The organism is Sphingobacterium nematocida, from assembly GCF_900168125.1.
GTDB lineage: Bacteria > Bacteroidota > Bacteroidia > Sphingobacteriales > Sphingobacteriaceae > Sphingobacterium > Sphingobacterium nematocida.
The window spans coordinates 162,161-176,396 of record NZ_FUZF01000006.1 but is presented as its reverse complement, the minus strand read 5'-3'; the positions used below and the strand labels follow the sequence as shown (position 1 = coordinate 176,396).

10 protein-coding genes and 3 tRNA genes are annotated in these 14,236 nt (G+C 38.8%); all 13 read right to left on the bottom strand.

Annotated features, from left to right (window positions below):
* Positions 1-91: 91 nt before the first annotated feature.
* On the bottom strand, positions 92-1,318 hold the full coding sequence (locus B5X76_RS09220; RefSeq protein ID WP_079642811.1) for a DUF4374 domain-containing protein: 1,227 nt from the start codon (positions 1,316-1,318) through the stop codon (positions 92-94).
* Between the two features lie 13 nt (positions 1,319-1,331).
* A complete protein-coding gene (locus B5X76_RS09215; RefSeq protein ID WP_079642810.1) occupies positions 1,332-3,743 on the bottom strand; it encodes a TonB-dependent receptor in 2,412 nt (803 codons plus the stop codon).
* An 80-nt stretch (positions 3,744-3,823) separates the two neighbouring features.
* The gene (locus B5X76_RS09210; RefSeq protein WP_139375257.1) at positions 3,824-5,044 is read right to left on the bottom strand and encodes a hypothetical protein; all 1,221 of its coding nucleotides are present in this window, start codon (positions 5,042-5,044) and stop codon (positions 3,824-3,826) included.
* 6 nt (positions 5,045-5,050) lie between these two features.
* Positions 5,051-5,686 carry a hypothetical protein gene (locus B5X76_RS09205; protein WP_079642808.1) on the bottom strand — a complete coding sequence of 212 codons (636 nt, stop codon included), beginning with the start codon at positions 5,684-5,686 and terminating at the stop codon, positions 5,051-5,053.
* A 54-nt stretch (positions 5,687-5,740) separates the two neighbouring features.
* Complete coding sequence (locus B5X76_RS09200; protein WP_079642807.1) at positions 5,741-6,283, bottom strand: RNA polymerase sigma-70 factor; 543 nt, start codon at positions 6,281-6,283, stop codon at positions 5,741-5,743.
* A gap of 30 nt (positions 6,284-6,313) precedes the next feature.
* The gene (locus tag B5X76_RS09195; RefSeq protein WP_176141029.1) at positions 6,314-6,550 is read right to left on the bottom strand and encodes a transcriptional repressor; all 237 of its coding nucleotides are present in this window, start codon (positions 6,548-6,550) and stop codon (positions 6,314-6,316) included.
* 26 nt (positions 6,551-6,576) lie between these two features.
* Positions 6,577-8,922 (bottom strand): outer membrane beta-barrel family protein, encoded by a 2,346-nt coding sequence (locus B5X76_RS09190; RefSeq protein WP_079642805.1) that lies wholly within the window; start codon positions 8,920-8,922, stop codon positions 6,577-6,579.
* A gap of 237 nt (positions 8,923-9,159) precedes the next feature.
* Positions 9,160-9,234 (bottom strand) — tRNA-Val (locus B5X76_RS09185).
* A gap of 53 nt (positions 9,235-9,287) precedes the next feature.
* Positions 9,288-9,362: transfer RNA gene (locus B5X76_RS09180), tRNA-Val, on the bottom strand.
* A 7-nt stretch (positions 9,363-9,369) separates the two neighbouring features.
* Positions 9,370-9,447 (bottom strand) — tRNA-Val (locus B5X76_RS09175).
* A 231-nt stretch (positions 9,448-9,678) separates the two neighbouring features.
* Positions 9,679-11,661 carry a putative porin gene (locus B5X76_RS09170; RefSeq protein WP_079642804.1) on the bottom strand — a complete coding sequence of 661 codons (1,983 nt, stop codon included), beginning with the start codon at positions 11,659-11,661 and terminating at the stop codon, positions 9,679-9,681.
* Positions 11,662-11,707: 46 nt separating this feature from the next.
* Positions 11,708-12,523, bottom strand: a complete 816-nt coding sequence (locus B5X76_RS09165; protein ID WP_079642803.1) for a purine-nucleoside phosphorylase — start codon at positions 12,521-12,523, stop codon at positions 11,708-11,710.
* 215 nt (positions 12,524-12,738) lie between these two features.
* A complete protein-coding gene (locus tag B5X76_RS09160; RefSeq protein WP_079642802.1) occupies positions 12,739-14,229 on the bottom strand; it encodes a sodium:solute symporter in 1,491 nt (496 codons plus the stop codon).
* Positions 14,230-14,236: the final 7 nt, after the last annotated feature.

Genomic DNA, 14,236 nt, shown 5'->3' with positions numbered 1-14,236 from the left:
TATAAAAAGGCTTAAATGAATGAAAATAAAATGTGTCTAAAAGAAATGGGCAAAATACCTGCTCTTTTAGACACGTTCGTTAAAATGTTTACTACTTATTCAGGTTAAATAACATCGGGGTATCGTTATCTCCACCTATGATTTTTGCTCCCTTGGTTAATTTATCGCTTGCAGGGTCATATTCCCAAATGTAAATTGCGTCTGCCTTTGGATCGTTTACTGCGATATATGCTTTACCATTATGCACGATCGCTGATCTGGAGTTTGTCACAGGAGGAAAATCCAGCTTCTTTATTACTTTTTGTGTATTTACATCTACAATCAGATATTCCCACATGGCTGCATACCACCAATCATCTTTTTCCTTCACATTATTAGCAACATCATGTGCAGAAATAACCAAGGCCTTGCCATTCCCTAAGTAGGCCACACCAAGCTGATTATCTCCAGCTCTTTGTGCACTGATATTAAAGAAGTAATCTTTGTCCAAAGATTGTTCGCCATCTTTGATACGGAAGAATCCAGTTGGCATATGTGGTTTATTACCTCCCAAAAATGGCATGGTATAAGACATTAGATAGGTATATCCATTTTCTTTAAATTGGTGAAAATAACCGTTACGTACAGGCCCTATTGGATTTGATCGCAAATCTTTGCCTGTAACTTTAAAATTTGTAAACGAAGGGTAATCCATAGATGCCGTATAGGTCGTATCATAGGTTATCTTCTTTACTTGGTCATAAAGACTATAACCTAAGACTACTTTGTTACCTTGAGGAACCATCGCATACAGCTTTAATTGATGGTCTTTTGGTAATGCTGTACCAGTATTAAAAGTCCCTGAAGATTTGACAACCATATTTTCTACATCCACAATCGCATATTCGTTACTTCCACGCGGTCCAAAAGCCACATGTGTATCGTCTATCCAGTTGTGCCAGCCCAAATAATAATTAGTCAAAGTGACTAACGGAATAGTCTTAACGGTCTTTATTACACCTCCATCGGCGCTGTATTTACCAAACTTACGGCCTTCTGGTTCCAAATGATAAAAATATTTCCCTCTTTGGAAGCGATTTTCTTCCCAAGTGAATATACTGGTCACGTCTGTACCACGACCTTTTGGGGAAATCTCTCCCGACATAAGATCTTCGAAGGGAACCATGAACGTTCCCCCTTTTGTACTATAGGAAATCACGAAATTGGGCTCTTCCATTACAGGACCGTCTGGACCATCATTACTGTCTTTACAAGAGGATACCAATGCTGTTGACAATGCGAGTGTTGCAAACAGCCCATTTTTAATTTTAGCAAACATATGATAAGAATTATTATTTATAAGAAATCAAATACCTTAATTTGATGGAAAATGCCCGTCCTGGTTTCTGCAATTTGAATGTGTCGTAAGCAATCTCATCTGTTAAATTGCGCCCTTCAAAAGTTATGTTGTATTTATTATCAGCTAACGAATAGGTCAATGCCAAATTGTGCAGCCATTGCTCCGGGATATAATCTTCACTGGTCTTTTTTGCCAGCTTGGACCAACCTAACGAATATGAATTAACAAACTGTAAATAATAGTTGATATATAACCGCCCATCGGAGACTCCAAAAGGCCTATTCAGAAATGTACTCAAATCGGCATTACCATATAACCAAGGCTCATTAGGCGTTCGGTTTTTGTAGGTCATCTTAATCCGGTCTGTTCCTTTATCATACTTTTCCCGATCTATGGCATTGTAGTAGCTCAGATTGAACTGTGCCCGGAATAAACCTCCCCTATACAGATACCGAACCTCTGTATCAGCACCATTTACCTTAACCCCATTTTCATTCGACGAGTATCTTCTTGACCCCTGAAGTCCCTGATATGTCTTGTTGACAATATAATTTCTTGCGTTACGATAAAACACGTTGCCATCAAAAGAGAATTGATGGTCCTCCCGAACAAGATTATAATTCAAAGAGATATTAAAGTTATCGCTGTTTTCGGGCTGAAGCTTTGGACTCGCATCCACATTGACGCCATCGCCATGTAGTTCGATAAAACTAGGGAGTCTAAAACTACGTTCGTACGATCCCTTTACAACGATACTTTCCCAGATTTTATAACTTACAGCTGCACCATAGCCATAATAATCCGTGGTTTTCAATGAGCTTCCTGCCTCGCCAATCTTGACTTTTCCCGTTACCCCATACCGTTTTCCAAAGAAAGAACTATGGAGTCTTTTATCGAGTAGTAATTGCTGGTAGTTCAACCCCGTGACCTGTTGCACCATTCGATTGGTCTTGCTGTAATAATCATCGTAAGGATCGATTTCATCGTATGCCTCCCGTTGATTACTATTGATATTATGATTCAGTGTAAATACATGCTTTGGAGAGAGCGTATACATTAAGTTAGCTTGACCAAATAGATTATTATTTTTTTGATGCTGTCTAGATTTCCGAGATCCTAACTCTCCTTCATAAGGTCTACCTAGATCTACAGGTGCTCCTGTCCAGGTATACGTATTAAAAGAACTGGTGTCCGTGATGATCGTATTACTATAGGCCAGGTTACCATACATTGTCGCAGAGAGCCCATCTATAAACAATCTATCCTTTCTATATCTTATATTGGGTGTATAACTTTTTGTTTTAGTATCCACCATTCCTCTAGGCCGATCTTGTGTAGCTCCGGTCTGAATATCTTTATCTGTACCCGCATAAGTAAAACCCAACACCGCCACATCTGCCCATTGCTTATCCCGGACACCTGCTTCTAATTGTGTCATATAAGAATAATAGCTATCATGAAATCTTCGGGCGGACGACAGCGTATCATAGGAGGTATAGTTACCTTTATCATCCATTAGCGGCACCTCTAAAAACACACCAGCTTTAGGATTGGTCCGCATTTTATAGTTGTTATCGGAATAGTTGTAGTAGGCATTCAGATTGAGCGTCAACCCCGTCTTCGGATCCTTATAGCCTGAACTCAAGGCTGAGCGATGCGTATTGAAAGATCCAAGACTATAGCTCAAATCCATAAATTTGTTACGGTCTTTATTGGTCACGAGGTTTACGGCCCCGCCTAATGCATCGGATCCCAAATAAGCAGGGACCACACCTTTATACACCTCGATACGCTCCACAATATTGACAGGAATATTATTGAATGTCAGACCCGCTCCCATAGATTCCAACGGCACACCATCGATAAAAAACTTAATATGGTTTCCCGACAGTCCGTTCAGCGAAAAATTAAAATTAGACCCTAAGCCTCCTTGTTCACTCACACGGACTCCAGCGCTACGATTCAAAATCTGATTAATATCCGAGTTGGTATTTGCATAAGCTTTCGTTTCAATAACATTCACATTAAACCCAGAGCTCTTTATCTCCTGCGCTTTACTTTTCCCTGAGACATCAACTGTTTCTATCTCCTGATCTCTTTTCAAAAGAAGCAGATCTAGAAATAGATTCTGCCCCTCAACAACCGTTACCCTTTTTCTCAAAGTATCATAACCTACAGCCTGTACCTGAAGATTATATGAACCTGTTTCTAATGCTTTAAAAGAAAAACGTCCTTTTGTATCTGTAGTGGTCTGTTTTCCCGTCTCAACAATCTTCACCCCCACACCGGCGATGACTTTTTTATCTGTACTCCGAACGACACCTTCTACACTTTTACCCTGACCGTTGGTCGACAATATTCCTATTGTAAATAGAAGCATCAGCCCCCATCTCAAGTTCAACATCTTTTATTTAGATTAATTATACATAAGTATGTAGCTTATGTAGCAGTAATCCGAAGGTGTAAAAAGAAAAAAAGTGTAGTTTATTTAAGAAAGTCCAGTCGTAAGATATAATCAACTGATTTTGAAACAGAAGAAACAGGAGTTAATCTGTCTTGACTAATGGAATAATGCCAGATCTGATGCTGCTGGTCTTCACTATCTATTCCAAAATAGACACTGTCTCCCTGCACCAAGACATTTTCTTTGCGGGTGCCCTTATCCAATGGTAGATCAAGTTTCTGAAATTTCTGAGAAATCAGATCGACAAGGTAGTATTCAAATTGATAGGTCGAATGATGATTAGAAAAGTCGGTGTACTTTTCTTTTTGCTCACTTCTAATTATGGCTTTGTGCTTACCTAAATACCAAAAGCCATAAGCGTGGTTATTGATAGCCTTTGATATGTTTAGTATATAATCGGTATCAACTCTTACCTGGCCGCTTTTTTTCCTAAAGATTGCCGTTGGTAGGGATTGATTGTTACCTAAAGCGACTCCTGGGCAGCTCATAAAATAAAAATCACCACTTTCATCCCTTGCACTATAAGACTGCACCGTATTTAACCCTCCTGGGTAAGAAGAGCGACTATCCCGCTGTAGATCCAAAACTTCTAAAGTTGTAAAATCTACCGTGGTATAATACATGGTATCCGAAGTGGTATAATCTCTATCTTTCAAATATTTAGAATAAGAATAGGCTATCCACAGTCTATCTTTTACAATATCGACCACCCCAATATTCAACAAATCAAAATCCGCGACAGCATTAGGAATTGGCAGGAGTTGCTCTCTTAGCAACTTAAAATTCTTCGCATCCAGCACATACATCCTTGATTTGTCTGTGGTTTTCTTCTCCACCGTAAAAAGCAATAAGGTATCAGAATCGTTTTTCCACAGATAGTTCTCCAGATAACCATCCTTAAGTTGAATAGAATCTAAAGTAATGAGCTCGTTAAGATCATTTAACTGGTAGCGTACAAGGTGATCTGTTCTTTCGTTGACATGAAAAAAGTATCCATCTTTTTGAATATATTCCCTTGTAAAATTGTCATTGGGCACCGATATTTCTTGAATATTTCCTTCGTCATGCAGACTCTCCTTCAGATAGAAACTATTAGATCCATCTGCGTTCAACAGATAAAGTGCATAATTTGGCGAGAATGAATCTTTCGACTTTGGAGATGTACAAGCAACCACCAACAATAAGATCAGACTTAAATGTAGTTGAGAACAAGAAAAGAAAATAGATCTATATCGATTCATAAACAACTAAGAGATATGAAATTGTTGTTTTATTTTCCGTTGAATGGCTGGAGGTAAAAATATCATTTCCTTCTTCGATAAAATAATTAGTTTCTTTTGTTCTTCTCGATCCGAGACAAAATATACTTCACCACTTTTAAAGTTAAAAACCTGATTACTTCTTTCGTCCTGAAGTACAAAATCCCGCTTCGGCCTGAACATAATATCTCCCGTCAAGACTATGCTACCTGTCTCAAAATCGATACTAGCCTCGCTATTAGCACTTAACACCATATCAAAAGCGTCTTTTGTAAACGACACCACACCAGGTTCAATATTAGAAGCTTGGAAATTAGACTCCTCTTCTTTCTGCAGAGCCAAGCTATAATAACCACCGATAAGCAATACTATACTTGCAGCGGCGATAGCATACCGATATTTCTTTAGGAAAGAATTCTGTTTCTTCAATTTAGGAATTGGTGTACTATCCATAACCTCTGCGATATCCGCCCACATTCCCTCTTTAACACCAGGCTTAACTTCTTCTGAAAATTCCCAATCGCCCCAATCTTCACTTTCTAACCACTTTTGGACAGCAGCAAGCTCTTCGTCATTACACTGACCAAGTTCGTACTTTTCTAATAGCGCTTTACTGATATCCATCTTATATACAAAAATACAAAATATAAAACTATCTTTTCCAAGTGTCTCGAGTTGTCAATTCTGCTCTATCAGATTGGTCCGCAACACCATCAAAGCTTTGCTAATGTGATATTCGACAGCACGCTCCGAAATAAACAGTGTCTGAGCAATTTCTCGATTTGTCAACCCCTGCTCCCTACTCATTTTGAACACATTTCTACATTGCTTAGGCAATCCATCTACAATAGTATTTAGTTTTGACGTCAGCTCCTTCAACTGGAGCTGTTCATCCTCATACATCGCCTTTGTTTGTATCTGTATCACATCGTGATGACGTTTTCTCGTGCTTTTATTTCTAATATACTCTAAAGATTTTAACTTGACAGACCTTAATAAATACCGCTCTACGTCCTTAATACTTAATTCGTCCTTTCGCTCCCAAAGCGATTTGAAAACATCCTGAACGATTTCCTTTGCGTCATCCTCATCCTCCATTGTCTTCAAAGCAAAGATGTACATCCTCTTCCAGTATTCCTGAAAGAGCTGCTCGAAAGTCTCTGCATTAATCGCTATAGTTGAGTTATGAGGTGCCGTATCCAAATCACCACAAATATACATTTATTTAGATCGATTATAAATAATATTTCACTATTCTAACGTTCTTGCACTCCATGCTACATTGATCCGAAAATATTTTCTTCGTTCAAATGGCCTTACCTCACTTACTATCGCCCCTTTTTGATTCAGCGTACGTACACTATGGTATACTGCCGCATAACTATAGCGCTTACAACCAGGATTCAGCTGCAGGAAAATATCCTCTACATCCATAAACACTTCTTTCTGTTGAAGTAGTGTTATGATCGCTTTTTCCGTTTTACTCATGACCTCTTTCTTTCTAAACCAAACCATTAAGCACCGAACCGGTAACTTAACGACAATAGCACTTTTCTATTATCTGGATAAGCTGAGTTATATAATGTCAACCCATCATAGACACTGGTGTATCTTGGATTACCATTTCGAATCAATCCATTCACAGCTAATTTTATCATGGCCCGATCAGCAATCAACTTTTTTTCTAACGCCAAATCAAGACCGTAAGTCGCCTCTTTTCGTTGCACCCCTGTGGTAATTCCAGAATTATAGTATCCTAACACTTCTGCTCGTACTCCCCATGCCGATTGCAAGGTGTGTTTAGAATTGGCAGACCAACTAGCTCCTTTGGAATCTAAGTCAACAGCATCAATAGAACCAGAATACCTATTGTGAAATGCATTCACATAATGACAACCTGTCCACCATGAAGTAAATGAACTATTATACATCACACTAGCACTATAATTAACGAAGCGTCCTATATTTTCGGGGGTACTGAAAGTCACATTTGGCTCTGCAGCAGCTCTTGTAATCCAAGTAATTACATTTTTACCATACCCTGCTGACAGTGTTGTAAAGAGCTTGTTTTTAAATCCATGCCCTAATTCTACAATATAACTGCGTTCAGGTTCTAACTCCGCATTTCCTTGGTAATAGGAAAACGCATTTTCGTATACCCTAAAAACATTCACATCATGATCAACCGGGCGTTCAATACGACTACCAAAAGATGTTCTTAAAAAATTACTTTCATTAAGATTATATAGCGCAAATGCATTAGGGAATACCTCCAGATAATTATTCTTGTTCTTTTTTTCCAAGGTTTTTTGCGCTGTCTGAATGTAAGCATACTCACCTCTTAGTCCAGCCTGATATTCAAACCTGCCTTTTTTACCGGAATAGATAAGATATCCGGCTTGTACATGTTGGGTATATTGAAATACATTTGAGCTCTTTTCATCCATAATCCACTGGTCTTTGAACAGGGTATCATTCCGAACATTGTTGTCTATAAAAAAATGGCTCAACTTCCATCCCAATTCTAACTTTGAGTTGGTGTAGGGCTTACTATAATCTGCCCGCGCCGTATAGGTGGTATTACTAAGGTTTTGCACATTTTTTCGTGCAGATATGTTAGATGGCTCCTGCTTTGAATCTAAGAATCGAGTTTGGAACATGTTATCATATTTATTGGTATGAGGGGCATAATCCACATTGATCTTAAGAAAATGATCGTCAGTACTATACTTTCTTTTGTAGTTTACATTAAATGTTAGGTTATTATAGCCTTCATTAAATGAATTTGAAGTATTGGCTAAAGTAGACAGTCCTGCTGACTCATTTTTTGTTTCTATATCTGCTACAGTTATAAATGTCCCTTTAATCCAATTGATACTTGCTTCTATTGTACTTGAAGTATCTATTTCCAATGTCGCTCCTGTACGAAGACTATGGTATCTCCCAGGATTTAATCTAGACGTTTCTAGTTGAGTTTGAATACGACTCAGCTGTCCATTGTTATGGATTTTATTTTCTGTAAAGCGCCGCTCCTTAGACTCCTCATACCCGACAGAAGCGCTCATAAAGGTATTGACTTTACTATTTTTAAAATGAACACCTCCCCCGATACTTCCCTCCGGTCTACGCGAATATCCGCCACGTGCAAAAACATCCCCACCAAATCCAAGCTTGCGGTTTTTCTTCGTCACAATATTTATGACTCCCGCGGTCCCTGAAGCATCTTCTTTGGAAGAAGGGTTTGCCATAAGTTCTAGCTTAGCAACATCTGAGGCCTGCATTCCCCTTAATAAGGCCGCCAACTGTGTCCCCGAAAGATAAATATCACGCCCGTCAATTTTTACGTTAGCGCCAGTTCTACCCTGAATGGAAAAATTGCCCTTACCATCCGATACGACACCTGGAGTTTTCTCCAACAGCTCCAATACATTATTCCCCTCACTGACGACACTTCCCTCCACGTCGACAACCATTTTGTCTACGTATTGACGGACAGCGGGCACCTTTCCCTTTATTGCTACCTCTTCGAGCATGACAGACTCAGGAGAAAGCATAGCGGGCATTACCATTGTTTTATCTCCAGCAACCATCTTATAACTTTTACTGAGAGACGTACTATATCCTAGATAGGAGTATAGTAAAACGTAATCACCTTCTTTATGAAAACTAAAGGTAAAAGTACCGTCCTCGTCACTTTTCCGTTCCATAGATAATGAGGAATCCGGAAGTGACAAGAGTTGAATATTGACCTGACTCAGTACTTTGCCTTGGGTAGAATAGACCTTACCTGATAAAGATATTTGAGCCGTGAGGTACGAATAAGAAATAAAGTATAAAAAAAGTAGTAGATAAAGCTTCATGTAATAAATTATAAAGTCTTAATTAGACTGAGTATAAACAATTCGTTTATCTATAAGTTGCTTACACGCGACTTTACCGAAGCTCTGCGAGAAGATATATGCTACAAATCGTCAAACGGAGACTTCTTTGTTAGGATTAAAATAAATGTGCGAGAAAAAGAGGTGGTGTTTAGTCAAGAGGAGGAGATCTTAGTTATAACAAAAAAGCATCAGTAATCTGATGCTTCGCTAATTTTGTGGGGATTACTGGGCTCGAACCAGTGACCCCTACCTTGTCGAGGTAGTGCTCTAAACCAACTGAGCTAAACCCCCAAAATTATTTCTTTTTGTAAAAAAAAAGCACCAATCACTTGATGCTCTATGTGTGGAGGATACTGGGTTCGAACCAGTGACCCCCTGCTTGTAAGGCAGGTGCTCTGAACCAGCTGAGCTAATCCTCCGAGACTATGGTGGAGAATACTGGGTTCGAACCAGTGACCCCCTGCTTGTAAGGCAGGTGCTCTGAACCAGCTGAGCTAATTCTCCATTATATATTTACATGATAAGAATGAGAACTTGTCCAGTGACCACTCCCGACTAGTCGGGATGATCTGAACCAGCTGAGCTAATTCTCCATGTTTTTTTTATCTTTAAGAACTCACAATCTGTTTCCCTGATTGCGTGTGCAAATATAGGTCTAAATTTCTATTTTCAAAATATTTCATGAATGTTTTTCACTATTAATATCACAAAACACTAAAAAACAATCAGATAATTTTAATCATAAAACTTCCACGAAACCCCAAATCTAAAATTAGCAGGGTTCATTGGATATCTTCTGACCGTATAATATCCCTTAGGTGCTATATATTGGTTGGTAAAATTACTGCTCACAAATAAATTAACACGCTGAATATTTGCCGTAATCCAAAAATCTACAATAGGATAAGTAGAAAACTCTATACCGGTATTATCATAATAAAACTGGCCTGCATTAATAGCGTACGAAGGGCTTCTAAACGGCGTATTAAAGCGCACGTCAGTACCAATTCTAAAATCCAGAACATTGTACCAAAAACCGCTATAATAGAGACTGTGCCACGTATATAACTCTGGTGTCATCAATACATCCATTGCATCGGACTTTTGGTAAACAACCTTATTGTCGAAACTCAAGGCGCCAAACTTGAAATTTTGAGCGACGGTCACTTTCAAAAGATTCAGATTACCTGTTTGTGTAGGAGCAATGACACGGTCCAAACGCTCGTCGCCTTCTGGATTATCAACTTCTTTAAAATAAAGATACTTGTTCATTAGAAAATACTCCGCTTTTCCACTAAAACCTAATACCTTATTGCTGTACATAAAAGATAGATTCTGCGTCTTAGTCTTATCAAATTCGTTCGACCATTGATGATACGTATAGTTCATCCTATCAAATACCATTTCCGGAGACTTGTTCTGACTATAAGCTCCTAAAGATATTTTCCCAATTTTATCACCTATTTCTATATCAGCGTTAGCCTCGTATAAAAAGTCACCGAAGTTCTTTCCAACAACAATTTGATCTCCGGCCACTCGTACATTCACACGGTCACTAAATTTATAAGTCAGTTCGCCTTTCACGGTACTATTTTGAAAAAAATCACTCGTGAGACTATCTTTATACCATATCAAGTCATTTTGAAAACCCAGGTTCAACTTTGCTTCATTTTTCAACAACGACTTGTTACGGAGATAGAAAGAGTAAGTAAATTCATTGCTTATCGTAGTAATACTGGTCGTATCACGCACCAATTGTGCTGTTCCAAAAGGAAATGCACCCTCCCTATCCGATTCATTTTTGAAGAATACATACTTACGTTGACGCAATGAAGTATTGTGCGCGATTGCATTAGTTGGATGAATTTCCATTTCGGGTTGTCCATTATGCAACGTATCTAACCGTCCTAGATAATAGGACTGTCTTAGAAAGACACCATAATCATTCCACTTATTATATGGCCTATTGGCTTGCTGCCCGGTTAATCGGACGGGCACACTATACAATGCACCAATATCTTTATCCCTAAATACCGTATCATTAATAATAGATCCATTCTCCGTTGCATCCAACTTGTTGAATGTAAAGTTAGTGATCATATTGTAGCGTCTGCTTGGCGATTCATACCAAGAGAAAACAGCTCCTTTACGATCTGCATACTTCTGATTCAAATAGTAGCCATCTGTATTTGTAGCATGGTATTCGGCTCCTATGTTCCAATGCGGATTTATATTCTGGGCCAACTTTGCTCTAAAAACCTGGTCGTCAAAAAAGAATCCAACAGCATAGAGCTCTGAAAATCTTGCCCGAGCCCGATAATAGTTTACCGAATCCGAAGTGATCAGATACCGCTCTAAAGCATGAAATCCGGGCTGAAAACCTATACTTTTATCCGGCGTGAATAATAAATCACGTGTCGCTAAACCATAGGAGCCTAAGTTTATACTGGGATCCCAAGGCAGGTTCTGTTTATTGAAATACTGAAAATTGTGATGTGTGGTATCAATTTGCTTCGTAAATGTAGCATACTTCAGCATATTAAGCGTAGCATACCTGACATATCTTGCCGAAAAAACCACCGAGTCCTTCTTATTATCTTCCAATGCACGGGCAGAATCCAAAGCACTACTAAAACCTTCATCTTCCTGCGCCACGCCCTTAAAAAAGGACAGCAAGAGTATTAAAACAACAAAGGCACTACGTAAGCAACTATTCATGAATCTATTTTAAATATACCTGCAAAAATAAAGGATAAATTAGATTTTACTGCATGGCAATCAATTCTTTTAAAATAGCCGTCATTTTCGGTTCTGCCGCTGCAGCTACACGAACAATCTCCTGAAGAGAAACAGGCTTTAGATCTGCATGGAATCCTTCATCTGTAATTACCGAAATAGCAAATACAGGCAGCGCCATATGATTAGCAACGATCACCTCAGGAACGGTACTCATGCCAACAATATCCCCTCCTATAATACGCATATAGCGATACTCCGCTCGTGTTTCCAAGTTTGGACCTGGCGTCGAAACGTATACCACGCGATGTGCTTTTGCACTTAATCGGTCAGCGATAGCCAGTCCTTGTTCAGTCATAGTCTTATCGTAGGGAGCACTCATATCCGGGAATCTCGGCCCAAAACTTTCGTCATTCGACCCCCTCAACGGATTATCGGGCAATAGATTGATATGGTCTTCGATTATGCCGAAATCTCCCTTTTTAATCTGAGGATTCAAGGAGCCTGAGGCATTTGAAACAAACAACTTCTGAATCCCAAGTCCCTTCATCACACGTACCGGAAACGTGACTTCCTGCATATTATACCCTTCATAAAAGTGTAGCCTACCTTGCATAGCGACTACATTACGACCATTCAGGGTACCGAAGATAAGCTTACCTGAATGAAACTCAACGGTCGAGATAGGGAAATTAGGAATATTCGCATACATGATTTGATGCGCTATTTCAATCTCGTCAACAAGCTTTCCCAATCCGGTACCTAATATAATCCCAAATTCAGGAACAAAGTCGCCTATTTTGCGACGAACTGCTGCTATTGTGTCTTCAACTAAATGATACATATTCTAATAATAATCAAAAAAACATTGTATTCTTTAAGACGTATTCTGAGAGCGTCCACGATAAAGATACTTATAATATCAATTCTATTTGGAGAACAGCTGTTATTAAAGGTTAAAAAAGAAGATTTCTAAAAACGTCATAATGCAAAAAAACCTTCAAAACAGTTAAAAAACTTGTTTTGAAGGTCTTCCCTCGCATCAATAAAAAAACGAAACTATTTGTGCGATAAGGCTTTTTCTGTCGCCCTTCCTGGCGATGTCATAAGCAATAGCAAGAATGTGATCAATCCATTATGGATTATCAAATCTAATCCTATTACATAAGGTGTATAGACCGATATCACATAGGTGTTAAGCAAAAACAAAATCAATGGCGATAGCACACATATATAAGGCACTAGCTTGTCATTGACTGCACGTTTCGTTAACATCCCAAAAGTAAATAAGCCCAACAGAGGTCCATAAGTATAACTAGCTGCCGTAAAAATCGCGTTTACTACAGAATCATTGTTGATCAGTCTGAATACTAAAATAACGACAAGCATTAATACCGAAAACCCAAAATGGACGAAATTTCTCTTTTTCACTAAAGCTGGATCATTCGGGTTTTCCTTTTTATTAAAATTTAAAAAGTCGACACAATAAGAAGTCGTCAACGCCGTTAACGCCGAGTCCGTCGTAGCGAAAGTCGCCGCAGTCAATCCCATCATAAAGATGATCGCCGGTAAAATAGCCAAATGATTTAGTGCAATTTCTGGATACAAGTAATCTCTTGTAGCCAATGTGGATATATCAATTCCGTTTTTCTCGGCATAGATATACAATAAAGCACCTACTGCTAGAAAGAAAATATTGATGACGACAAATACGCTAGTAAACGTAATCATGTTTTTTTGCGCTTCTTTTATCGTACCCATCGATAGATTCTTCTGCATTAAGTCTTGATCAAGCCCCGTCATAGCAATAGTAACAAATATACCGCCCAAGAACTGCTTCCAAAAGTTAGCTTTACTTCCTACAAAATCTTCCCAAAAGAAAATTTTGGAGTAAGAACTTTCTTTAACAGCCTCGAATGTATCAACTACGCCAAAATCAAGACCTTTGGCCATAAAATAGATAGAGAGAATTACCGCTGTAATCAAAAATGTCGTCTGCAACGTATCTGTAACAATAATAGTTTTCAAACCGCCCTTATTCGTATATAACCAGATCAGGAGTAAACAAATAACAACTGTAATCGCAAAAGGCACATTCCAGGCATCAAAGATAAAATGCTGAAGCACAATCGCTACCAGATACAATCTAAACGCCGATCCGATAGTACGTGACACTAAAAATATAGCTGCTCCCGTCTTGTAAGTCATGTGTCCAAATCGCTCTTCGAGATACGTATAGATTGAAGTGAGATTCATTCTATAATAAAGAGGCAACAAGACATAGGCAATAATCACAAAGCCCACAGCATTTCCCAGAACAAACTGAAAATAACTAAAATTAGAAGCTCCTACTGCGCCCGGTACGGAAATAAAAGTTACCCCGGACAGCGCAGTACCGATCATACCAAAAGCCACCATGTACCATTTCGAATTGCGATTAGCAACGAAAAAAGTGGAGTTGTCGGCCGATCCCTTGGAAGTAAAATGCGCCACAGCCAGCAGTACGGCGAAATAGACAACTAAAAAAGATAATAAAATAATAGGTGACATATGTTTA